This is a genomic window from Natrarchaeobius oligotrophus (assembly GCF_003841465.1).
Lineage (GTDB): Archaea > Halobacteriota > Halobacteria > Halobacteriales > Natrialbaceae > Natrarchaeobius > Natrarchaeobius oligotrophus.
This window is the reverse complement of record NZ_REFZ01000025.1, coordinates 1-22,401: the sequence shown is the minus strand read 5'-3', so window position 1 is coordinate 22,401 and position 22,401 is coordinate 1. Positions and strand designations below refer to the sequence as shown.

Sequence of the window (22,401 nt, the reverse complement as noted above, 5' to 3'; positions counted from 1 at the left end):
CCGCGATTGCGGACGCGCCGCATCCTTTATGGCTCGCCACGATATAGGTGCGCACATGGTTCAGTGCGAGATGTGTGGCGCCGAGACGTCGTCTCCGAAGACTATCAAAGTCGAGGGCGCGAAACTAGACGTGTGTTCAAACTGTACCGATTTCGGTACGGAAGTCAAGCAGACCTCGACCTCCAGCACGTCCACGAAGTATTCTACGTCCTCCAGTTCCGGCAACTCGAGTGCGTCCAGTAGTTCGACCTCGAGTACGAGCTCTGGCGGCTCGAGTGCGCCGCGATCCGACATGTTCGACGACATGGATGAACTCGTCACCGACTACGACGACCGCGTCCGAGACGCCCGCGAGGACGAGGGGCTCAGCCAGTCGGATCTCGCCAACGAACTCAACGAGAAAGCGAGTCTCATCCGCAAGATCGAACGCGGGGACACGCTCCCGAGCGATCGCGTCCAGTCGAAACTCGAGCGGTTCCTCGACATCGATCTGAGCGCGGAGGGGAGCACGGGCGACGACTCGGAGTGGTCCGGCGGCTCCTCGTCCGGCAGTTACACCCTCGGCGACGTCGTCAAACGCAAGGACTGATCGATCTTCGTCCGTCGACGACTCGCAAGCTATTTCTTGCGCGAAGAGCGCCTCTCTGGTATGTTCATCCTCGTCAATCTGAAGACGTACCCGTGCGATCCGGTCGCCGTCGCCGAGGCGGTCCGCGACGTCGACGACGGTAGCGACGCCCGGATCGCGGTTGCACCGCAGGCCGCACACCTCGAACGCGTGGCCGAGACGGGCGCCGAAACGTGGGCCCAGCACGTCGATCCGATCGATCACGGCAGCAATACCGGCCACAGCCTCGCGGAGGGCGTCGTCGACGCGGGTGCAGCCGGGACGCTGATCAACCACTCGGAGCGACGATTGAAGCTCGCCGACGCCGATGGAGCCGTTCGTGCAGCCGAGCGCGCCGGCCTCGAGACCGTCGTCTGTGCCAACAACCCCGCGCAGATCGGCGCCGCGGCCGCGCTCGGTCCGGACGCCGTCGCCGTCGAGCCGCCGGAGCTCATCGGGACGGGAACGCCGGTCAGTCAAGCCGATCCGGACGTCGTCGAGGACGCCGTCGACGCCGCGGCGAACGTCGATCCGGACGTCGCGGTGCTGTGCGGTGCCGGAATCAGCACCGGCGACGACGTCGTCGCCGCCGCGGACCTCGGATCCGGCGGCGTGTTGCTCGCAAGCGGCGTCGCGAAGGCCGACGATCCGCGGGCCGCACTCGAGGAGCTGGTCGAACCGCTCTAAGTCGCGTCGACGCCATCGCTTTTGAGACGGGCGCTCGAACTACGAGCCATGGCTGACGACCATCCCGTCTCCGTCGCCCTGGAGAACCGGCTGATGAGCCACGGAATCTACCTCACCGAGTTCGGGCAAATCGCCGCCGAAGACGACGGCACAGCGTCGGGGGAGGGCGGCGACGCAGCATCGGACGAAACCGAGGGCGAACGACGCACCGAGCGGACGCCGGCTGCACTCGAGTACGAGGTCGTCTCCGAGGCCGAGACGGTGACCAGCGCCGAGGTCGGAGCCGTGGTACGGACCGTCCTCGCGATTTCCGACGAACGCGAGTGGAATCCCGGCCGACTCGAGGTCACCTCCCGAACGACGGACGGCGCGGTTCGCGGCCGCTGGCACGTCGAACGCGAGTGGTTCGAAAGGCTTCCGGCGGACCTCACTGACGTGGAGTTCTCCCGGCGCGTCCTCGAAACTGTCACGCTCGATTCAGAACGAACGTAGTTACATTAATTATATACGGTCCGGTTTCTTTCTGTGAATAGCGCAATGACCGACGAACAGATCTACGTCTCGCACGCGCCCGCCGATCTCGAACTCGTCCAGGAGCTGTTCTCGACGGTCAAGAACTTCCCGTTCGGCGTCCATCTCGCACTCGAAGAAGTCGACGACAACAGCGAGCGCGCCCGTCTCGAGGGGCGGCTCGTCGACAGCGACGTCGTCGTCGCGGTGTTGACGAACCGATCGGCGCGATCGCGGTGGATCAACCAGGAGATCGGCTACGCCCGCGCCCAGGGCGTACCGGTGGTGCCGCTGTACGACGACGAGACGTGTCGCGGCGGATTCGTCGGCGAAACCGACGGCGTCTCGATCGCGCGGGACGATCCATCGAAGACGATCTTCGAGTTGCTCTGTGATCTGCGGCGAGAGCTGGCGCCGCTCGGTCCGCTGTCGGTCCCCAACTGGTTCGTCGAGTTTCCGTGTACGGTTTCTGCCTGTCCCGACCGGGTCGTCCTCGAGATCGAAGCCTCACAGTCGAAGCTCTGGAAACGCTACCGCCACGGCAAGCCCCTCGCCGCCTCGTGTGACGAGTGTAGCTCGACGTACTACTTCAACCCGGCCACGATCGGATTCATCCGCCGCGAGAACGGCACTCGATGAACGACTGGTTTCCCCGATCCCGATGAAAAGCGACGATAGGCTCGGTACTAGTCGTCGGTTTGCAGTCGATCGTAGGCGTCGGTGACGAGCTGGAAGGCGGATTTGCTTCCGGTCGGTCGATCCGGGTGGGCCCGTTTGACGTTCCGTCGGTAGGCGGTTCGAATCTCGTCTTCGGTCGCGTCTTCGTCGACGCCCAGAACGTCCCGCGCTCTCGTTTCCCGCATGTCGACGCTCGAGACGATGCCGTCCCTCTCGGCACGCACCTTACAGGGGGGACATAACCGTTCGGTTCGTCCGTCGACGGTCGTGACGCGAAACGGTTCGACGTCGATTCCGTCGTTGCACTGGGTGCAGCGATGGTGCGCCGTCGTCGTCGGTCTGTTCTCGGCGGAGTCGTCGTCGGCGTCCGCGGCGGTGTCGTCGTCGGCGTCCGCGGCGGTGTCGTCCGGCGTCTCCGCGATACAGGACTGACAGCAGGAGACGACGGTGCCGTCGTCCAAGACCACCTCCTCGAGTTCCGTCTCGAGGAGGGTCCGGGAACAGCCGTCGCAAGACTGCCGGCGCTGTTCGAGCGTGGAGGCGGTCTCGGCGGCCGAACGGGCGTGGGGTTCACACCGCGGACAGCAGGCGACGGCGTCGCCGTTCGGCATCGTCACCGTCGTCAGCGCCTCGAGCCGAGTCGAACGGCCGCATCCGTCGCAGCCGGCGCGGCGGTTTTCAGCGACGGTCATCGGCGTTGATATTTATCCTCGTCCTATATCAGTGCTGGTGGTGTTCGTCCGTCCAGGGCGGGCGTCGCCCCGTCGAAATAAGGGCCGCCTACTGCGGCCGATTTCGCCCGCGCTGAGGGGTGACCGGTTGAACGTCGGGGATAACAAAGTACTCCTCGCTCGAGGTTCGCAGGTGCGAGGTTCCACCTCGCACGGATGCTCCGTCCGTTGGACGAACCCGGCGGCTCACGTCGCCGGGGGTTCCTCCTCTCGCACCTGGTCCGACGTGATCGAGACCGCTCGCATTCCGTCGAGGACGCGAATCCGCGGACGCCCGTCCACACGAACTCGCTCGAGCAACCGCACTGAATCGCTCGACGTCTCACCCTGGTCAGAGTATTCCCCGCTCCGGCGTCACCACTATCGGAGTATTCTCCGTTCCGGTGTCACGTCCCAGCACCGGCAGCGCTGCGCCGATTGTGATGCAACTATGAGGACGCAACCGTTAGCCGACCGCATGGACGCTACAGTTCGAACCGGTTCGGCCGACGCCGTCGTCGAGCGGTCGGTACTCCCTCTCGGCGTCGTCGACGTCGCGTTGCTGGTGGCGCTGATCGTCGTCGGACAGCTTAGCCACGGTATCGATCCGATCTCGGATCCGGTCGCCTCGCTCGAGACGGTCGCGCCGTTCGTACTCGGCTGGATCGTCGCCTCGCTGTTGGCCGGCGTGTACACCTCCAAGACGTCGTCGTCGATCGGTCGGACGGTCCGCACGATCAGCGTCACCTGGCTCGCAGCGGCGAACGTCGGCTTCGTTCTGCGAACGTCGCCGACGGTTACGGGCGGAACCGAGTGGCCGTTCGCCCTTGTGATGACCGGATTCGGGCTGATCGTTCTCGTGGGATGGCGCGTCGGATACGCGGCGTACGTCGCCCGCGATTCGTAGCGTTGGAATCGGTACAGGTCCCGAACGCGATCCGATCAACTGGCGAACGTGTCAGAATCAGATTGCAGCTAGCAACGCGTTGGAAGTAAGTCCACTTTCGATCATTATGGACTGTTCCTTACTGGTTACTCGCTCGATAGTTATTTCGCCGCGCAGTCGTGCGGTTACGAAATCGGTCTCCTCTCTTGCTAGCTCGTTCGTCGTATGTTTCTAGATCGATCTCCCGAATACAACTCGAGACGGTCGTTGAAAAACCAACTCATAAGTTATGGGAATCCCCTGCCTCAACTACAAGTTACGAACAAGTCCAGTATTGGCTAATTATGGGAAACACTTATATACCCATTTCCCATACTATAGGATAGATTATGACTGGATATTACGACATTGTTCTCGGGCTCATTCCGGTCGCACTGCTCGGTATCACCGCCGCCCTCATCCTCGTCGGCCTGTCGTTGACGGCGGCGGTACCGATCGGCGCGTTCGCCGCGATGGTGATTATCGGTCACGCGATGTTCGTCAGGACGCCGGCAGAGACCTCCGACGAGGCCAGGTCCGCCCGGCCGCCGATCAACGCCGACTAGGCGACGTTCTCTCTCTCCGGTTTCTTTATCCCGGTTCGCGTTTCGTGTTCCCGTATGACCGAGACGCTGTTTCTGACCAGCGCCGACGTTTCCGGGCTCCTGATGCCCGCGGAGTACGTCGACGCCGTTCGCGACGGCTACCGACAGCGCGGCGACGGTGCACCAGCACAGCCGCGATCCACGTTCTTTCGATCCGATCCCGGCGGCATGCTCACGAGCTACGCGGCGATCCTCCCCGAGACCGGAGCGATGGGTGGGTACATGTACAGCGCCGGTTTCGGCGCCGAGGACGCGTGGTTCGTGACGCCGCTGTTCGACGCAGACAGCGGCGAGCCGCTCGCGCTGCTAGACGGCGCGAGCATGAATCCGTTCAAGACCGGCGCTGCGGGGGCGGTCGCCGTCGACGAACTCGCCAGGGAGGACGCCGAAACGGTCGCGATCATCGGCAGCGGCCCACAGGCTCGCGGCCAGCTCCGGACGACGGCGACGGTCCGCGACTTTGCGACGGTCCGCGTCTACTCACCGACGCCCGAGAATCGACGATCGTTCGCCGCCGAGTTCGAGTCCGAACTCGAGGCCGACGTCGAGGCGGTCGACTCGAGCGCCGAGGCGGTCGCCGGGGCCGACGTCGTGATCACGGCGACGACTGCGAGCGATCCCGTTTTCGACGGGGCGGATCTCGAACCGGGGACGCACGTGACGGCGATGGGGCAGTACTCCGTCGACCGACGCGAACTCGACACGACGACGATCGAGCGGGCGACGTACGTTCCCGACCTCCGCGAACGAGCGACGTTCGACGCCGGCTCGTTCCTCGCGGCGATCGAGGCGGGCGTCGTCACGGAAGATCACGTCCACGCCGAACTCGGGGAGATCGTCGCCGGAACCGCCGAGGGTCGGACGAGTGACGACGAGATCACGGTGTTCGACAGCGGCGGAACGGGCATCGAGACGGTCGCCGCGGCGTACGCCCTGTACGAGGCGGCCCTCGAGGAGGGACTCGGAACCGAAATCGAATTCGAGCCCGCGAGCGACGCCCTGACGGGGAAGTAGGGTTCAGCGGGTGACGCCTCGCCGGCTCGAACTCGATCCTCTCGCGGCCACCACACATCCCATCGCGTTCGCCACGAAATTTGACGCGCGGCGGTGGGGACCCCGCGGTAGCTCGTCCTTTCGGTGGATCAAGGGTGGGTTTCGTCCGCCACGGCGATCGGTAGCGACCGGAAGTTCAAACGTGCGGTTCCCGTAGAGGAACCTACAACTATGTCGCGCGCGACGGACCTCGAGTCAGTCCTCGAGGCGGCTGGGTCGCTGGTGATCGTCTGTCACGACAATCCGGACCCGGACTGTCTGGCAAGCGCGCTCGCCCTGGAAGCGATCGCTGACCACGTCGGGGTCGACGACGTGACGATCTGCTACGGCGGCGAGATCTCCCACCAGCAAAATCGCGCGTTCGTCAACATGCTCGCCCTCACCCTCCACCCGGTGAGCGACGTCGACGTCGACGAGTACGACTGCATCGCGTTCGTCGATCACGCCCTCCCGGGGGTGAACTCGGAAGTCTCGAGCGCCGTCGACCCCGACGTCGTGGTGGACCATCACCCCGGCGAGACGCCCGGAGCGACGTTCGAGGACGTCCGGACGGAGTACGGGGCGACGGCGACGATCTTCGTAGAGTACCTCCGAACGCTCGAAATCGACCTGACGACCCGGCTCGCCTCGGCGCTGCTTTTCGCCCTTCATCGAGAGCGCCTCGACTTCGTTCGCGAACCCACCAGGCGAGAGTACCAGGCCGCGCTGACGGTCTACCCCGCCGCCGACCTCGAGGCGCTGGAACAGCTGTACGGGAGCGCGTTTTCGCCGGGAACGCTCGACGCGATCGGTCGCGCGATCGCGTCCAGAACGCGTCGCGGATCGTCGCTGGTCGCGAGCGTCGGAAAGACCTCGGAAACCGACGCGCTTCCGCAGGCGGCGGACTACCTCCTCAATCTCGAGGGGGTCGATACCGTACTCGTTTACGGAATCGTCGACGAGGCGATCAGACTCAGCGCACGGTCGATCGATCCGCGCATCCACATCGGAGAGATCCTCGGAAACAGCTTCGGCGAACTCGGCACCGCCGGGGGCCACCACGACATGGCAGGCGGGCGGATCGAACTCGGCATCTTCGCGGACGACGTCGGCGACGCCAGCCAGCTACTCGCGTTCGTCGACGGGCGGATCTCCCAACGGTTTTTCGACGAGCTGAACCTCGACGATTAGTGATCGGCGGGATCTCGAGTGCGCTCCGTCGGACCTCGAGAAACTCGCCGGATCGGATCGCGGCTCGAACACGGCGTGCGCTCGGTCGCTCTCAGACGGACTGCCGTCGACCGGTTTCGGCGCGACCGTGAAAACGGTGTGCGGTTGCACCGGTAGACAGCTACCGTACTCCGTCTCACTCGATGTCGATCGCGTGAGATTCGCCGACGACTTCGACTTTGGGGAGACGAATCGTCAGAATGCCGTTGTTGACGGTGGCGTAGACGTCCTCGGTTTCGACCGGCTCGGGCAATCGAATCTGACGACTGAACGACTGTAACTCCCGCTCCTGGCGAATGTACGTTTCTTCGCGCAGGCCGCGTTCTTCCGTCCGCTCACGCTCGCCGGAGATCGACAGCGTCTCGCCCGCGAGACGGATCTCGAGGTCGTCTTTCTCGTAGCCGGGAACGTCGACGGTGACGACGAACTCGTCGTTTTCGTCCGTCAGATCGAGGCTCGTCGCGGATCCCCCTATCGACAGATCGAATCGGCTTCTGTCGTCGATCTCCGTCTCCCACGACCGGGCGGTCGTCTCGAGCTGACTGGTCAATTTATCAAATAGTTCCGCGAGGTCGTCGAACGGGCTGGATCTGCGAGACACGTGATCACCTGCGTACCCGTTCGGTCCGACTCATGAAAAACCCACTTCACACCGTCGTGACGGTCAGTACCACGAACGGGTCGACCAGAGCCCGGTAGAATCTGTCGTGTGCAGGGAAAATTTTTATCAGCCGGTCGGCGTACAATCAGGTATGACGGAAGCACTGTTCGTCGTCAGCGAAGAAGGATACTGGGGAGAGGAGTGCGTCGAGCCGCTCGAGTCGCTCTCGGCGGCCGGCGTCGAGATCACGGTTGCGACGCCCTCGGGGCGACCGCCGAAGATCGACGAGCGATCGATCGACCCCGAGCAGGTCGGCGAGGAAACCGCAGACCGGGTCCGCGAGGTCCACGAGACCGACGAGCGGTTGAACGATCCGATCCCGACCGCGGAAGCCGACGCCACCGACTACGACGCGGTCGTCTTTCCGGGCGGCCACGGAACCGAGTGGGACGTCAACCAGGACAGCGACGCGCGGCGGCTCCTTCGGGACGTCCTCGAGGGCGACGGCAAAGCGCTCGTCGTCTGTCACGCCGTCGGCATCCTCGCGTTCGCCCGCGACAGCCACGGCGCGTTCGTCGTCAACGGGCGAGACGTGACGGGCTTTCCGAACGAGTGGGAAGCGGACATCGTCGACGAGAACGACCGCATGCCCAGCGGCCGCAAACTCCCGTACTGGGTCGAAGACGAGGTCGAGGCAGCGGGGGCGAACTGGGACGCCGAACTCGACAGCGACGAGAGCGTCACCGTCGACGGCGACCTCATCACCGCCCGCGGTCCCGAGTCGTCGACCGCGGCGGCCGAGACGCTCCTCGAGGAACTCGGTGTCTGATCGGACCGATCGAGCGAATCAGTTCCTTTTTAGGCGGCGGCGGGGAAGGTCGGGTATGAGCTTCGAGGAAGACGACCGCGTCGTCCTGCACGACGAACACAGCGAGTTCGACGGCGAGACCGGTACGGTCACCCAGACGATGGAATCGATGTTCGGCGACGTCACGTATACGATCAGCTTCGAGGACGGCCAGGAGGCCGGCGTCCCCGAGGACGCCCTCGAGGAGGCCGACGAAGACGACGAAGACGACGAGTAAGATCCGTTCACCGCTCGAGTCCGCACTCGAGACGCGTTACCGACACCCCGTTCGAATCGCAGATGCCACAGATCCCGCTTCACTACGTCGATCTACGGACGTTCTGTTACGCCACCGAGGACGAAAAGCGCGTCGAGGAGGCGTTCCGAACGTTCCTCCCGGAGGAGTTCGAGATAGAGCGCGCCGAAAGCGAGGGCCACTACGGCGACCGAATCCTCGTCCTCTCGGCGCGAGTCGAGACCGCAGACGACGTCCGTCACGTCCTCTCGCGTCTCACCGAACTCGAGGACTTCGAGACCCTGATCGACGAACTCGACGAGCGGGTGACCGAGAACACCGAGTTCTTCCTGCGACTGGACAAACAGGCCGCCTTCGAGGGCGACGTTCGTCTCGGCGAGGGGATCACCTTCCGCGGAAAGGTCGAAGCCTATCCCGCGAAGAAAGAACAGGCGCTCGAGAACGCGGAGGAAGTTCTCACCCGACTCCGGGACGAGGAGTGAACTCCGTCGCCGCGTCCGCTCTCGGTCTGCGAGGGCGTTTTTAAATCGTCTGCTCGTCGCGACGCCGACACCGCAGCTTCCTACCGAGTTCGACATCGGCCGACCGTGGTGCAGCCAAGAGTTATTCGTCTCGCACCCGTATCGTACGCAATGGTGCCATTCGCACTCGTTCCCCTGCAACTGCAGGTCGGCGTCAGCGATCCGCTTTTATTCGTCGGAGCGCTCGTCCTCTTGCTCGTCGTCGCCACCGTCTGGTCGATGATCGAGATCGTCGACGCCTACGACAGGGGCGCGCTGACCGTCTTCGGAGAGTATCGCAAACTCCTCCAGCCCGGGTTGAACGTCGTCCCGCCGTTCGTCTCGCGGGTTCACACCTTCGACATGCGAACGCAGACGATCGACGTTCCCAGCCAGGAGGCGATCACGCGAGACAACTCCCCGGTGACCGCCGACGCCGTCATCTACATCCGGGTGATGGACGCCAAACGCGCGTTCCTCGAGGTCGACGACTACGAGCGGGCGGTGTCGAATCTCGCCCAGACGACGCTTCGGGCCGTCATCGGCGACATGGAACTCGACGACACGCTGAGTCGGCGCGAGATGATCAACGAACGCATCCGCGAAGAACTCGACGAACCCACGGACGAGTGGGGGATTCGCGTCGAGAGCGTGGAAGTCCGCGAGGTGACCCCGTCCCGGGACGTCAAGGGGGCGATGGAACAACAGACCTCCGCGGAGCGCCGTCGCCGCGCCATGATCCTCGAGGCCCAGGGTGAACGCCGCAGCGCCGTCGAGAAGGCAGAAGGTGACAAGCAATCGAACATCATCCGCGCCCAGGGAGAAAAACAAAGCGAGATCCTCGAGGCCCAGGGTGACGCCATCTCGACCGTGTTGCGCGCACGATCGGCCGAGTCGATGGGTGAACGCGCGGTCATCGACAAGGGGATGGACGCGCTGACCGAGATCGGCCACGGCGAGGCGACGACGTTCGTCATGCCCCAGGAGCTGACGTCGATGGTCGGCCGCTACGGCAAGCACCTCTCGGGAAGCGACGTCAAAGAAGACGGCGACCAGCTCGAGAGCCTCGAGTTCGACGACGAGACTCGGGAACTGATCGGGCTGGACGACATCGCCGAGATCATCGGCGAGATCGAAGAGACCGAAGTGGACGTCGAAGCGATGGAGGCGGAAGCGCAGGCGATCAAGGAGGGCGAGGACGTGCCGGCGCAGTCCGGCGACGCCGCGGGCCTCTCCGAGGCCCGACAGCGAGACGGTGGCGACGACGACTCCGCACAGGGGTGAGAGCGAATCCCCGGCCGGCGGCCGAGCGCCGCGCTTTTGCCCGATGCGTGCGAGCGTTGCGGTATGAACGTACACGTCGTCGGCGACGACCCGGTCCGCGAAGCCGTCGTCGCCGCGCTGGGAGACGTCGACGTCGGCGTCACCGACGGAACTGCCGACGATCTGGCGGACGCACGATTCGGGATCGTGAGCGACGTCGCCGGCTCGAGCGCGTTCGACCGCGCCAACGAGGCCGCTCGAGCCGGCGGGACGCCGTGGATCGCCGTCGAAGTCGGCGGCGTCGGGGGCCGTCCCCTCTCCGCGGTCGACGCGGCTGTATCGGGGTTCGCGCCGTCGACCGGCTGTTTCGACTGTCTACGCACCCGCGTCTCGGCCACCGACCCGAAGCCGAACGAAGCGCCGAGCGCCGAGCGAGCGACGGCACGCCTGGCCGGTGCGCTCGCGGGGAGGGAGTGCGTTCGCGTCCTCTCCGGGGACGATCGATCGGTCGTCGGCCACGTCGTCGAACTACCACACAGACGACGGCGGGTACTCCCCGTTCCCGGCTGTTCGTGTGACGGCGCCGGGCGCGATCGGACGTTCGAACGCGACGACGAGTCGCTCGACCTCGACGGAGCGGTCGAACGCGCCGATGTGGCGATCGACGACCGCGTGGGAATCGTCGCCAGCATCGGCGAACTCGAGTCGTTCCCGGCTCCGTACTACCTCGCGACGAACGCCGAGACCGACGGCTTCAGCGACGCCAGCGCGCCCACCCAGGCCGCGGGCGTGGCCGACGACTGGAACGCCGCGCTGATGAAGGCAGTCGGCGAAGCGCTCGAGCGCTACTGCGCCGGCGTCTACCGCGACGACGACTTCGTCCGCGCGAGCGAGTCGGATCTCGAACGTCCGATCTCGCCGACGGACCTCGTCCGGCCGGACGACGCGCCGTCGGTCGATCCGACCGCCGAGCGTCGGTGGGTTCCCGGCGAGAATCTCGCGACCGGCGACCCGGTACACCTCCCGGCCGCGGCGGTGCAGTTTCCACAGCCGGGCGATCGGCTTCTGCCGGCGATCACCACCGGGCTCGGTCTCGGCTCTTCGACGATCGATGCGCTGCTGTCCGGGCTGACCGAAGTGATCGAACGCGACGCGACCATGATCGCGTGGTACTCGACGTTCGAACCGCTGGGTCTCGCGGTCGAAAGCGACCGCTTCGCGACGCTCGAGCGTCGCGCCCGGAGCGAGGGGCTGTTGGTGACCTCGCTTCTCGTCACCCAGGACGTCGACGTCCCGGTCGTCGCGGTCGCCGTCCACCGCGACCTCGAGGCGGACGAATCGGACTCGTCCGCGGGCGAGTGGCCGGCGTTCGCCGTCGGCTCGGCCTGCAGTCTCGACGCGGATGCCGCCGCAACGGCGGCGCTCGAGGAGGCGGTCCAGAACTGGATGGAGCTGCGGTCGGTCGGGCGCGAGGACGCGGCCGACGCCTCGGGCTCGATCGGCGAGTACGCGTCGTTCCCCGAACCCGCACGCGAGTTCGTCGCGACCGACCGAACCGTTTCCGCCGCGAGCGTCGGTCCCGATCCGGTTCCGACCGGTGAGGCCGCGCTCGAGGCGATCGTCGACCGCCTCGCGGACGTCGGTTTGACGCCGTACGCCGCCAGGCTGACCACGCGCGACGTCGAGGAGATCGGCTTCGAAGCCGTCCGCGTCGTCGTCCCCGGGGCACAGCCGCTTTTCACCGGCGAGCCGTTCTTCGGCGAGCGCGCGCGGAGCGTTCCCGACGATCTCGGATTCGAGGCGCGCCTCGAGCGGCCGTTCCATCCGTACCCCTGATCGGGCGTCGGTTCCACCTCGCGAAGTCGCCGCTCCCCGCTCGTCTCAGCCGCTTTCGGTTTCGCCGTCGGCGGAGTCGTTCGGCTCGGCGTCCGAGTCGGCTGTCTCGTTTCCGGTTCCGTCGGTCTCGCCGCGTCGAACGTCGACGACGAGGTCGTCGTCGTGAATGTAGATCAAAACGAGTTCGGTGTTCGGTGTGATCGACACCTCTCGAACGTCGGCCTGGTCCTCGCCGTCCGGGCCGAACTTGACGACGCGGAGGCTCTGATAGGTCGCCTCGAGGTGTGGTGGCCCGACGGTCTCGCCCGCCGTCACGGCGTATCCTTCGTCGTACGTCTGGCGGTTCGTCTCGCGTTCGTACGCCTCGAGCCGGACGTTGTAGTAGCCGTCGGCCTCGCTGTGGATCTCGATCGGAACGATGCCCTGGAACGAGCCCTCGAAGTGCTCCTGGACGCCCTCGATGCAGCCCGCGAGACTCGCTGCTGCGAGCGCACTCGCCGACCCGAGTACTGTACGCCGGTTCACACTCGTCGCTCGGTGCCGAGCGAACGTATGCGTTACCGTTCTCCGCGGCGGCGCAGTTCGAGCGGACGGGCTCACCGATCAGCTCCCGTCGGGGGAGTAGTTCGGCGCTTCGTCGGTGATGACGACGTCGTGGGCGTGGCTCTCGGCCTGGCCGGCCGAGGAGACGCGAACGAACTCGGCGCGCGCTTTGAACTCGGGAATCGTTCCGGCGCCGACGTATCCCATTCCCGACTGCATGCCGCCGGCGAGCTGGTGGAGTTCGGATTTGAGCGTCCCCTTGTACGGCGTCGCGGCTTCGACGCCCTCGGGGACGTACTCCTCGTCGTTCTCGGGATCTTCCTTGAGGTACCGATCGCTGTCGCCGGATTTCATCGCGCCGACCGACCCCATCCCGCGGTACTGCTTGTACTTTTTGCCGTTCATCGTGACGACGCGTCCGGGCGCTTCGTCGGTGCCGGCGAAGTACGAGCCGAGCATCACCGCGTCGGCGCCTGCGGCGACCGCCTTGATCGCGTCGCCGGAGTAGCGGATGCCGCCGTCCGCGATCACCGGCACGTCGTGTTCGCTGGCGACGTCCGCAACCTGGGCGACGGCCGTGATCTGGGGCATCCCCGCGCCGGAGACGACGCGGGTCGTACAGATCGATCCCGGTCCGATACCGACTTTGATCCCGTCGGCGAAGTCGACCAAATCTTCGGCGGCTTCCCGCGTGCCGACGTTCCCGACGACGACGTCCGCTTCGACCGCCGACTCGATCTCTCGAGCGCCGTCGATGACGTTCATGTTGTGCGCGTGAGCCGTGTCGATGAACAGGACGTCCGCGCCCGCCTCGTCGGCGGCTTCCGCGCGCTCGCGTTCGAACGGGCTCACCGCGACGCCGAGTCGGAGCCGGCCCTCCTCGTCGCGGACGGCCTCCTTGTACTCTCGGCGCTGGAGGATCCCCTGCATCGTCACCAGCCCGACGAGCAGGTTCTCGTCGTCGACGACCGGTACGCGCTCGATCTTGTGGTCGTACATCAGGTCGAACGCCTCCCGGGCGTCGACGTTTTCGTGTGCCGTGATGACCTCGTCCGTCATCGCCGCCGTGACGGGATCGTCCTCGTTGACCTCGAGGTGTGGCCGAATGTCGGTGCTCGAGATGATCCCCAGCACCTCGCCGCGGGTGTTGACGACGGGCGCGCCGCCGACGCCTTCGCGGGCCATCAGCTCGTCGACCTCGCGGACGGTCATCTCCGGAGCGGCGGTGACGACGGAGTCGTGGGGGATGACCAGTTCGTCTGCGCTTTTGACGCGTTCGATCTCCTCGACCATCTCGTCGACGTTCATGTTGCGATGGAGAACGCCGAGCCCGCCGTGGCGGGCCATCGCGATCGCCATGTCGCTTTCGGTGACGGTGTCCATCGCGGCCGAGAGGATCGGAACCGAGACTTCGACCGTTTTCGAGACGCGCGACCTGAGATCGGCGTCGTCTGGCTCGACGCGGCTCTCTTTGGGTCGAAGGAGGACGTCGTCGAACGTCAGCGCTTCCGGTACATCGAGTTTCGAAGAATAGGGCTCGTGCTCGGGAACGTCGTTCGCCATGTAAACCGTCCGAACCCGCGGGCAAAAAACGTTGCGAGATAGGTGCGAACGGATGTCCAGGCGTCGAACGGCGGCTTGCGGTCGCCACGCGGAACGAAACGCCGGTAGCGGATCACCGCTCGAGGAAACGTATCACCGCGTCGTCAGTGGTGGATGCCGTCGAACACGTTCCGGGCGTACCGTCGGTCGCAGTTGAGACACTGGTATCCGCCGTCGACGTGCTCGTAGAGGCGCTCCCCGCAGTCGTTGCACTTCCCGAACGGGTAATTCATCCGACTTGTGCCAGGAACCACAACGAATTAAGTTCTCCCCTTCGCTCGTGGCCGTTTTATGGTCGCCTCCGTCGAACGACCGACGACGGTATCCGTCGGCTCGACCGAGATTCGGTATGGACGAGCACACGCGAGATCCCACGGTCGACCCGCCGCCGACCGGCGAACCGACTGGCTGGCTCGCCGACGAGGGCCGGTGGGCACACGCGACGCTCCGGCGCGCGGTCGTCCACGGCGTTCGACTGTTCAACTCCGGCGACTACCACGACAGTCACGACTGCTTCGAATACGAGTGGTACAACTACGGCCGTGGAACGGACGAGAGCGCGTTCTTACACGGGATGGTCCAGGTCGCCGCCGGAGCGTACAAACGCCACGGCGTCGAGAGTACCGCACAACGTCGGTCAGCGGACCATCCGACGGGCCAGCGCCCCCGAGGAGAGAACGAGGGAATGCGCTCGCTCTTTCGGACCGCGCTCCAGTACCTGCGCGGGACGCCGCGGGACTACTACGGCGTCGACGTCCTCGAGGTCCGGACGGTGCTCACGAACGGGCTCGAAGAGCCCGAGCGCGTCGACGACTGGCGAATTCGCCTCGACGGAGCGCGGCCGACGGCCCGTCCGATCGACTACGAGTTCGTCGACGGACTCGAGGAGTGATCTGACGGCGAGCGCTCGAGAGATCGACCGACGAAATCGAGAGAGATCGAACGGCATTTGACCACGGAGCCCAACTAACACGCAATGAGAGTTGCACAGCTCGGGTCGGGAACGCCGGAGGTCGCAGTCGTCGCGGGCGTCCACGGCGACGAACCCTGCGGCGTCCGCGCGGTCGAGCGTCTGCTCGACGAGCGTCCGACCGTCGAACGCCCGGTCAAACTCATCGTCGCCAACGAGAAGGCCCTCGAGCGACGGGTTCGGTTCGTCGACGAGGACCTGAACCGGACGTTCCCGGGCGACCCGAACGCGACGACTCACGAAGGACGGCTCGCACACGAACTGGTCGCGGAACTCGACGGCTGTCTCACGTTCTCGATGCACTCGACCCAGAGCCACGCCGACCCGTTCGCGATCGTCAACGCGATGAGCGAGCGGACGACGGAGCTCGTCCCGCGGTTACCCGTCGCCGCGATGGTCGAAACCGGCAACTTCGCGGAGGGCCGACTCTTCTCCGAAATCCAGACGATCGAGGTCGAGTGCGGCCTCCAGGGCTCGGAGACGGCCGCCCAGAACGCCGACCGCCTGACGCGAGCGTTCCTGACCGCCGTCGACGCGTTACCCGGCGATACGGTCACTCGAGAGCTGCCCGTCTTCCGACTCACCGACGTCATCCGCAAGGAACGGGCCGACACGTACGAAGTGTTCGTCGAGAACTTCGCCGAGGTCGAACCCGGCCAGACCTTCGCCGCCGCCGACGGGGACGAACAGGTCGCCGCGGAGCCGTTCTATCCCGTTCTCATGTCCTCGAACGGCTACCGCGACGTCTTCGGCTACGCCGCCGAGAAGGTCGACGTGTTACAGTCGACGGGCACCGCGGACTGAGCGCGTTCGGGGGTTCGACCGCTCACGTCGATCGAGGAATCACCCGTGAGGGACGACCCGGGCGGGTATCGGCCGCTCGAGCGAGAGCGGTATGCGAACAGTTGTATCCGGCGGTGTACGGGACCGCCGAACGCGACCGTCGCACGACGAGTCGCCGACCGAGACAACGCGCGTTTCGATCCGGGAACCGGGGCGTCCGAGATACGCACAATTTTCCCCGCCGTGGGAGGATTGATACGCCGAGAACACTTTCTCGAGACTGATGACCGCAACGCTAGCGCTTTTCGTCGCCGTGCTCGCCGAGCTGTTTCCCAACGGGATCAGCCACTACGCGATCGGCGGGCTGTTCGTCGGCCTGGGGGTCGCCGTGATCTACGTCGGTACCGGCATCCCGGCCGGCGCGAGCACGTTCCTCGAGTCGACGCTGTCGTACGGCTCGAACCTCTCGCGATTCCAGCAGTATCGACCCTCGCGCGACTGGCGCGTCGTCTTCACGGTCGGAATCGTCGTCGGCGCGGCGATCTACGCCGTCACCGTCTCGCCCCAGGACGGCCTCTGGACGACCGAGGTCCAGTGGTGGCGGCTGTTCCTCGGCGGCGTCCTCATCGGTATCGGCACCCGCGTCGGAAAAGGTTGCACCTCGGGCCACGGCGTCTGCGGCGTCGGCTCGGTCTCGAGCGCCTCGTTCGTCGGCGTGGCGACGTTCCTGTTCGTGGCGATCGGAACGGCACAACTGGTCCAGGCCGTGGGGGTGAGCCCGTGATGAGCGCCGAGCACGAACAACACCGGCTGTTCCTGCCGCTCGTCTTCGTCGGCGGCATCCTCTTCGGGTTCGGCCTCGGATTTAGCCACATGGCCCAGCCGGAGGTCGTTCTCAGCTTTCTGCAGTTTACGGACTTCGGTCTGCTGTTCGTGATGTTCGGAGCCGCCATCGTCACCGGCGTCACGTTCTTCGGCGTCGAGCGGTTCCGGTCTCGCGCTCCGCTGACCGGTGCAGCGTACGGTCGGCGGCTCAAGACGCTCGACAAGAACGTCGTCGTCGGCGGTGGAATCTTCGGCGTCGGCTGGGGGTTGTCGGGCATCTGTCCCGGAGCCGCCTACGCCAGCCTGGGTATCGGAAACGTCCCGATCCTCTACGGCATCGTCGGAATGTTCGTCGGCGCGTACATCCAGGGCTTCTGGCGGTCGACCCGCGCGGAGAGTTCGACGCCCGCGACGACGGCGGACTAACCTTCCCGCACGGACGGCGGCCGACGACGCGGTCTCGGCGTGAGAACGTGATTCGTCGTTGACGAGTGGGCCACAAAAGTAAATGAGGGGGGTGCGCTACTGAGGGCCATGTCACAACGTGTCGTCTGTCCCCACTGCTCCGAATCGACGTACGTCGACATCAAGATGACCGTAACGAGAACGAGCAAGGCGGTCGGCTCACTGAAAGAGGGGTTCGCGAAGTCCGCCACCTGTTCGTCCTGCGGCGAGAAGTTCAGCTGCAAGACCGAGTGGTGACGGGCGAGTTCTCGAGTCGCTCCGACGAATCTCGAGCGGGTGCGTCCACTCTCCGAGCCGAGTCGCTCGACCGGACCGATACGCCGATACGCCTCGAGCCCCTGCACCCGACCGAGAATGACCGACGATCCGGAGCCGTCCGTGAACATAAGCGGCGGGAACGCCGGCGGCGGTACCGCCGTCGAGTTCGATCCGGCGACGGCGGAAACCCGCGCCGAGCGAGTCGTCGACCGCCTCGGTGAGCTGTACTGGCGGAAAACCTACGGCGGGCAGGACGCCTTCACCTGTCTCGTGCGTACGATTCTGATACGGTTTACTGTAAGTCATTTCCGGCGCAACCGCGACCCGTGCGGCGGTTGCGCCGGTAAATCGTTACAGCAATCCGTATGAGTCAGAACACGAGCGACGTGGCGAGCCAGCCGGCACACGACGCGTTGATCGACCGATACGGGGGCGACGGGATCGACCTCGCGGGGTCGCTCGCCGCCGCGGAGCGGTCCGAACTCGCCGAAACGATCAGTTCGGCCGGCCTCTACAACCAGAAGTCCGAAGTCATCGTCGAAACCGCCGAGTGGGTGCTCGAAGAGTTCGGCTCGGCAGCCGCGTTCGACCGATTCGTCGCGGACGAGGATCCGTCGACCGTCCGGGAGACGCTGCTCGAGGTCCGCGGCGTCGGACCGAAGACCGCCGACTGCGTCCTGCTGTTCGCCGGCGGGCGATCCGGCGTTTTCCCCGTCAAGACGGATATGACTTTCATCAGTATGCTAGCAGCGTTTTATCCGTCTGGACGTTGCGGCCTGTCATATGGGTGCGCCTGATCGCAAGCAGGTTGTAGTTCGGGTTTCTCCGTCACAACGCGATGATTGGGATGAGTATGCGGATGAGCTTGGGTTTTCGTCCCGGGGAGAGATGATTCGTCGTTCGGTTGAGTTTTTCCATAGTAAGCAGACTGATGATTCGGATCAATCGTCGGAGGATCTTGAATCTCGCCTCGTCGATATGCAGGATGATCTTGAATCATTGCGGTTGGATGTGCAGGATGTGCGTCGGGAGCAGATTGGTAAGACGGATATTGATGATGTTGCTGATGAGCTTGAACATCGCGTTACGCAGTATTTGTCTCGCGGGCCGGGTGGATCTGAGCCGACGAATCTGGTTTCGGGGGCGACTCGTTTTTCGGATGACGATGATTTTGATGGTAACGGGGGTGGTTCTGGTGAGTAATACGAGTGGGCGCGCGACGACTCTCAAAACGTCGACTGATTTTCCGAATGGTGAGAGTTGGTTAACGCGTCAGAAGGTGAAGAATTCGGAGGGGAATGCGAAGCAGAAACGGATTGCGCTTGAGCAGTTTGATGAATTTCTCGACGATTATGGCTATACGCTGGACACTATCGATAATGACGCGCTTGAATCGTTCAGTATTTGGCTTGATGATGAGAAGGGGTTAGCACATTCTACGTTGCCGCATCGGTGGTATGCCGTTCGCGCTTATTTGAATAAGCATATTGATACTGAGATTGGGTATCTCGACGATGAGGATTCGTATATTCTGGAGTGGATTGATGGTGGGACAAAGACGACGCAGGAGCAGGATAAGGATATTCATTGGTTGCCGCAGGATATGATTGGGGAGTTGATTGATGGGGCGAAGAATTTGAAGAATCGCTTGGTGATTCAGCTACTCTGGCATACTGGTTGCCGCCCCAGTGAGGTTGCTCGAATGAAGCATCGTCGGTTGGATCGGGAGAATCGGTGTATTACTGTTCAAACGTCGAAGGTAGAGGATTCGAATGCTGAGAATTATGAACGCGATGTGTTTTATGGACGTTCATTGCGCGCTGATATGCGAGAATGGATGGATCATGGTGGTCGGGCGTCGTATCCATACGCGGAGGAGTCGCCGTATTTGGTTGTGGGGTATAATACACCGGGGATTGGTGCGCGGCAGGTGAATAAGATTGTTCGGTTGGCGGCGAAGGAGGCGGAGATTCAGGAGGATATGATTGAGACGGCTGGGGAGGATGGTGATGGTGAGCCGGTTAAGAATAATCGCGTTGTGCCGAAAACACTTCGTCATAGTTTTGCGGTTCATAGTGTTCGGGGGCGGGAGAGGTCTGGGTCGCCTGCGATGGATTTGGAGAGGTTGCGTCGGTTGATGGGGCATGCGTCGTTGGATACGACGCGTCAGTATTTGCAGTTTCGTAGGTCGGAGTTGCGGGATGCTTATGATCAGTCGCATCCGGGTTAGTTGTTCTGCACTTCTCGTAGTTTAGCGCGGAATTGGTCGGGGTTGTCGACGGCCATGCGAAACATCCCGGTGTAGATCATGGTTTGCTGTGCGTCTAGAAACGCGTCGTATTCGATTTCTAACCGCTTGATCTCGCGCTGGAATTCGTCTTTATCGCGAACGCGAATGGTTATTCAGCATTGTCGAACAATCTCGATTTTGAATAGTTTCTCTGGGAACCGCGCACATTTCTGGCTGTAATGACACAGCATCAGTCTGAGTCATCAACGTGGGCGAAGCGACATCGACGAGCATTGACGACACGACATTCTCACGAAGATGTCCTCACCGACCGGGAGTTCGAGTTGTTGCTCGAAGCCTGTTCGGAGTTACCCAGTCCCCGTGATTTCCAAGCGCGGTTCATCTGTTTGGTCGCAGGTCGGCTCGGACTCCGTGGGGGCGAGATTTCACATCTCACTACCGACTGGTTTGACTGGGACCGGAAGCTTCTCCAGATCCCACAGCACGAGCCGTGTGCTTGTGGGTACTGTCGTCGCCAAGCAGTTCAGGAAGCGAACCACTGTGACGACCTCACTGAGGACAAGGCAGTAGAGTCACGGTGGCACCCAAAGACGGTCTCGTCCGCGCGGGCGATCCCGTTCGACTTGTCTTTGCGTCTCGAATTGTGTCTCGAACGCTTCGCCAATCGGTACGACTCGTTCCCGCATTCGCGCTCGACGATCAATAGGCGGGTGAACGAAGCAGCCGAGGCTGCCGATCTTCGAGGGCGCGTCTACCCACACTGTTTGCGAGCAACAGCCACGAGCTATCACGCCTATCAGGGAGTTGCGCCAGTTCCGCTTCAGGCCTTGATGGGGTGGAGCGATCTCGCCACTGCCCAGAAGTACATCCGGATTTCCGGAACAGCGACCGCAGATGCACTCCGGCAAGCGCATCACCGATAACTAACAGTCTACTCACGGCTCTTGTAGCCTCTGCTACATACAGGGCGCGAATGTGGCACGGACTGAGAGCCGATGTGATCGCTCAGTACAGGCCGAGTAGTTACCAGAGTGCCTCTCAATTATCGATTCAGTGATGAGCGTTTGTCAGTACAAGCAGTAGCAGCGAGAAGCACAAAAACGACGTTCTACTAACCGAGTCTATGGCGATTGAAGCGTCATTTACTGTCCCGCAGCCCGAGTTCCCTTTGAATACAATTTTTGATCAGTTGCCAGACGCAACTATCGAACTGGATCGCGTTGTCCCAACGGACGGTGCCATTATACCATACTTCTGGATTCACGCGGAGAACGTTGGGGACTTCACGGCTGATTTGAGTGGTGATAAGGGGGTTGAGGAGTTCAAAGTAATCGACGAATTAGAGGAGGAGATGCTTGTTCGTATTAAATGGAACCTCAACCACGAAAGTATTCTAATTGCCATCGTCAACACTGATGTCACACTCCTTTCTGGACTGGGAGAACAGAAGAACTGGACATTTGAAGTCAGGAGTAGCGATCAAAAGAGTCTCTCCGAATTTCAATCGTACTGCCGGGAGAATGGCATCCCCATTGAACTCACCCAGCTTCACGCACTCTCGCCACTCAAATCAGATCGGGAATTTGATTTGACTGATGGACAGCGGTCAGCGTTGGTACTCGCCTACTCTCGTGGGTACTTCGATTCACCGCGAGAAGCCACTCAAGACGATATTGCCGACGAACTCGACATTAGCCGACAGGCGGTTTCATCGCGTTTGCAGCGCGGTCTCCGACGGCTCGTAGCAAGCACTCTGGTAACGACTCAAGAGTAACTCATAGAGTCCCTATTTAAACAAATTGCGTGAGCAAAATTCATCGTCATGCCAGTGGGACGCCTCTATTCGGGCGATGAATCCTTCTCACAAAGAAATCGGTGCCTTCGGTGCCGTGGAAGTTGTGGACTCGATGAACAACGTGGAGTTTGATGTAGGTGCGGATATCGTCCGGGCAGAGTACGACAGTCGTCGTGATCAGCCGAGTCTTGCAATAGTTGCCGTGGTAGCGGCTGCTGCCCACAGCGATCCCATCGAACTGTCTCCTCTTCATTCCGCGATTGATACAGGGACTCTCGATGATCTTCTATCGGAGACAGCTACCGACGACCGGAAAAATTTCTGTCTCTCTTTTTCGTATGAGGGATTTGCTGTGACTGCATTTAGTGATGGAACAATTGAGGTCACCCCGATGGAGAACACGTAATCGGAAGTATTTCCAAGTGAGTTATAGTGTGTCGAGGATCGGTTCCAGTTGGCTAAGTTTCTCCGTCGGTTCAACGATATTCCGGTCTGATAGTGATTAAGACGAATCTTTACCAGTGAGATGCGGCCAAATATTGGGCTCGCTGATCGCGCTCAGTCCTCGTGGAATGTAGTCGTTTAGCGTTGAGAGATCGGGAACGAGCCGATACTTGAACCA

28 protein-coding genes and 1 pseudogene are annotated in these 22,401 nt (G+C 63.1%); 24 read left to right on the top strand and 5 right to left on the bottom strand.

Annotated features, from left to right (window positions below; translation table 11 throughout):
* The first annotated feature begins 55 nt into the window (after positions 1 to 55).
* The 4 genes from EA472_RS20095 to EA472_RS20080 are packed head-to-tail and all read left to right on the top strand — an operon-like array spanning position 56 to position 2,443.
* The gene (locus EA472_RS20095) at positions 56 to 589 is read left to right on the top strand and encodes a multiprotein bridging factor aMBF1 (protein WP_124193289.1); all 534 of its coding nucleotides are present in this window, start codon (positions 56 to 58) and stop codon (positions 587 to 589) included.
* Positions 590 to 649: 60 nt separating this feature from the next.
* A complete protein-coding gene (tpiA, locus tag EA472_RS20090) occupies positions 650 to 1,294 on the top strand; it encodes a triose-phosphate isomerase (protein WP_124193288.1) in 645 nt (214 codons plus the stop codon).
* A gap of 48 nt (positions 1,295 to 1,342) precedes the next feature.
* Complete coding sequence (locus EA472_RS20085) at positions 1,343 to 1,786, top strand: hypothetical protein (protein WP_124193287.1); 444 nt, start codon at positions 1,343 to 1,345, stop codon at positions 1,784 to 1,786.
* 45 nt (positions 1,787 to 1,831) lie between these two features.
* A complete protein-coding gene (locus tag EA472_RS20080) occupies positions 1,832 to 2,443 on the top strand; it encodes a toll/interleukin-1 receptor domain-containing protein (protein ID WP_124193286.1) in 612 nt (203 codons plus the stop codon).
* Between the two features lie 47 nt (positions 2,444 to 2,490).
* Here the strand turns inward: EA472_RS20080 and EA472_RS20075 are convergent, their stop codons facing one another.
* Positions 2,491 to 3,174, bottom strand: coding sequence for a J domain-containing protein (locus EA472_RS20075; protein ID WP_124193285.1), 684 nt, complete (start codon positions 3,172 to 3,174; stop codon positions 2,491 to 2,493).
* Between the two features lie 496 nt (positions 3,175 to 3,670).
* Here EA472_RS20075 and EA472_RS20070 point away from each other — a divergent pair, with 496 nt between their 5' ends.
* The 4 genes from EA472_RS20070 (at position 3,671) to EA472_RS20055 (ending at position 6,945) form a co-directional block, all read left to right on the top strand.
* On the top strand, positions 3,671 to 4,099 hold the full coding sequence (locus tag EA472_RS20070; RefSeq protein ID WP_124193284.1) for a DUF3054 domain-containing protein: 429 nt from the start codon (positions 3,671 to 3,673) through the stop codon (positions 4,097 to 4,099).
* Positions 4,100 to 4,467: 368 nt separating this feature from the next.
* Positions 4,468 to 4,683, top strand: a complete 216-nt coding sequence (locus EA472_RS20065) for a hypothetical protein (protein ID WP_124193283.1) — start codon at positions 4,468 to 4,470, stop codon at positions 4,681 to 4,683.
* A 54-nt stretch (positions 4,684 to 4,737) separates the two neighbouring features.
* On the top strand, positions 4,738 to 5,736 hold the full coding sequence (locus EA472_RS20060; RefSeq protein ID WP_124193282.1) for an ornithine cyclodeaminase family protein: 999 nt from the start codon (positions 4,738 to 4,740) through the stop codon (positions 5,734 to 5,736).
* Positions 5,737 to 5,946: 210 nt separating this feature from the next.
* A complete protein-coding gene (locus tag EA472_RS20055) occupies positions 5,947 to 6,945 on the top strand; it encodes a DHH family phosphoesterase (RefSeq protein WP_124193281.1) in 999 nt (332 codons plus the stop codon).
* A 175-nt stretch (positions 6,946 to 7,120) separates the two neighbouring features.
* Here EA472_RS20055 and EA472_RS20050 read toward each other — a convergent pair whose 3' ends face one another.
* Positions 7,121 to 7,585 carry an Hsp20/alpha crystallin family protein gene (locus tag EA472_RS20050; RefSeq protein ID WP_124193280.1) on the bottom strand — a complete coding sequence of 155 codons (465 nt, stop codon included), beginning with the start codon at positions 7,583 to 7,585 and terminating at the stop codon, positions 7,121 to 7,123.
* 151 nt (positions 7,586 to 7,736) lie between these two features.
* On the opposite strand from EA472_RS20050, the gene EA472_RS20045 reads away from it, so the two are divergent.
* The 5 genes from EA472_RS20045 to EA472_RS20025 all read left to right on the top strand — a co-directional run bounded on the left by EA472_RS20045 (position 7,737) and on the right by EA472_RS20025 (position 12,287).
* Positions 7,737 to 8,414, top strand: a complete 678-nt coding sequence (locus tag EA472_RS20045) for a type 1 glutamine amidotransferase domain-containing protein (RefSeq protein ID WP_124193279.1) — start codon at positions 7,737 to 7,739, stop codon at positions 8,412 to 8,414.
* A 55-nt stretch (positions 8,415 to 8,469) separates the two neighbouring features.
* Positions 8,470 to 8,670 carry a DUF1918 domain-containing protein gene (locus EA472_RS20040; protein WP_124193278.1) on the top strand — a complete coding sequence of 67 codons (201 nt, stop codon included), beginning with the start codon at positions 8,470 to 8,472 and terminating at the stop codon, positions 8,668 to 8,670.
* A gap of 62 nt (positions 8,671 to 8,732) precedes the next feature.
* Positions 8,733 to 9,170, top strand: a complete 438-nt coding sequence (locus EA472_RS20035) for an RNA-binding protein (protein ID WP_124193277.1) — start codon at positions 8,733 to 8,735, stop codon at positions 9,168 to 9,170.
* Positions 9,171 to 9,320: 150 nt separating this feature from the next.
* Positions 9,321 to 10,472, top strand: a complete 1,152-nt coding sequence (locus tag EA472_RS20030; protein WP_124193276.1) for an SPFH domain-containing protein — start codon at positions 9,321 to 9,323, stop codon at positions 10,470 to 10,472.
* A gap of 63 nt (positions 10,473 to 10,535) precedes the next feature.
* Positions 10,536 to 12,287: a YcaO-like family protein gene (locus EA472_RS20025; RefSeq protein WP_124193275.1), complete on the top strand. Its 1,752-nt coding sequence runs from the start codon at positions 10,536 to 10,538 to the stop codon at positions 12,285 to 12,287.
* A 45-nt stretch (positions 12,288 to 12,332) separates the two neighbouring features.
* Here EA472_RS20025 and EA472_RS20020 read toward each other — a convergent pair whose 3' ends face one another.
* The 3 genes from EA472_RS20020 to EA472_RS23280 all read right to left on the bottom strand — a co-directional run bounded on the left by EA472_RS20020 (position 12,333) and on the right by EA472_RS23280 (position 14,665).
* Positions 12,333 to 12,812: a hypothetical protein gene (locus EA472_RS20020; RefSeq protein WP_124193274.1), complete on the bottom strand. Its 480-nt coding sequence runs from the start codon at positions 12,810 to 12,812 to the stop codon at positions 12,333 to 12,335.
* A 78-nt stretch (positions 12,813 to 12,890) separates the two neighbouring features.
* Positions 12,891 to 14,393 carry an IMP dehydrogenase gene (gene guaB / locus EA472_RS20015; protein WP_124193273.1) on the bottom strand — a complete coding sequence of 501 codons (1,503 nt, stop codon included), beginning with the start codon at positions 14,391 to 14,393 and terminating at the stop codon, positions 12,891 to 12,893.
* A gap of 143 nt (positions 14,394 to 14,536) precedes the next feature.
* Positions 14,537 to 14,665, bottom strand: a complete 129-nt coding sequence (locus tag EA472_RS23280) for a hypothetical protein (protein WP_279387191.1) — start codon at positions 14,663 to 14,665, stop codon at positions 14,537 to 14,539.
* Positions 14,666 to 14,781: 116 nt separating this feature from the next.
* Between EA472_RS23280 and EA472_RS20010 the strand changes: the two genes are divergently transcribed.
* From EA472_RS20010 to EA472_RS19965, 11 genes and pseudogenes are all read left to right on the top strand, one after another.
* On the top strand, positions 14,782 to 15,324 hold the full coding sequence (locus EA472_RS20010; protein ID WP_124193272.1) for a DUF309 domain-containing protein: 543 nt from the start codon (positions 14,782 to 14,784) through the stop codon (positions 15,322 to 15,324).
* An 84-nt stretch (positions 15,325 to 15,408) separates the two neighbouring features.
* Positions 15,409 to 16,206 (top strand): succinylglutamate desuccinylase/aspartoacylase domain-containing protein, encoded by a 798-nt coding sequence (locus tag EA472_RS20005; RefSeq protein ID WP_124193271.1) that lies wholly within the window; start codon positions 15,409 to 15,411, stop codon positions 16,204 to 16,206.
* A 262-nt stretch (positions 16,207 to 16,468) separates the two neighbouring features.
* Entirely contained in the window at positions 16,469 to 16,969 is a 501-nt protein-coding gene (locus EA472_RS20000) for a YeeE/YedE family protein (protein WP_124193270.1), read from the top strand.
* On the top strand, positions 16,969 to 17,436 hold the full coding sequence (locus EA472_RS19995) for a DUF6691 family protein (RefSeq protein ID WP_124193269.1): 468 nt from the start codon (positions 16,969 to 16,971) through the stop codon (positions 17,434 to 17,436). The genes EA472_RS20000 and EA472_RS19995 overlap by 1 nt, the downstream gene beginning before the upstream one ends.
* Before the next feature lie 108 nt (positions 17,437 to 17,544).
* Entirely contained in the window at positions 17,545 to 17,712 is a 168-nt protein-coding gene (locus EA472_RS19990; protein ID WP_124193268.1) for a CpXC domain-containing protein, read from the top strand.
* A 117-nt stretch (positions 17,713 to 17,829) separates the two neighbouring features.
* Positions 17,830 to 18,455: pseudogene (locus tag EA472_RS19985) on the top strand (endonuclease III domain-containing protein); the annotation flags it as partial.
* 61 nt (positions 18,456 to 18,516) lie between these two features.
* A complete protein-coding gene (locus EA472_RS22670) occupies positions 18,517 to 18,936 on the top strand; it encodes a hypothetical protein (protein WP_165874949.1) in 420 nt (139 codons plus the stop codon).
* On the top strand, positions 18,929 to 19,963 hold the full coding sequence (locus EA472_RS19980; RefSeq protein WP_165874948.1) for a tyrosine-type recombinase/integrase: 1,035 nt from the start codon (positions 18,929 to 18,931) through the stop codon (positions 19,961 to 19,963). Before EA472_RS22670 ends, EA472_RS19980 begins: the two co-directional genes overlap by 8 nt.
* Before the next feature lie 239 nt (positions 19,964 to 20,202).
* Positions 20,203 to 20,907: a tyrosine-type recombinase/integrase gene (locus tag EA472_RS23450; RefSeq protein ID WP_124193266.1), complete on the top strand. Its 705-nt coding sequence runs from the start codon at positions 20,203 to 20,205 to the stop codon at positions 20,905 to 20,907.
* Positions 20,908 to 21,107: 200 nt separating this feature from the next.
* Entirely contained in the window at positions 21,108 to 21,758 is a 651-nt protein-coding gene (locus EA472_RS19970) for a helix-turn-helix domain-containing protein (protein ID WP_124193265.1), read from the top strand.
* 76 nt (positions 21,759 to 21,834) lie between these two features.
* Positions 21,835 to 22,185: a HalOD1 output domain-containing protein gene (locus EA472_RS19965; RefSeq protein WP_124193264.1), complete on the top strand. Its 351-nt coding sequence runs from the start codon at positions 21,835 to 21,837 to the stop codon at positions 22,183 to 22,185.
* Positions 22,186 to 22,401 lie beyond the last annotated feature (216 nt).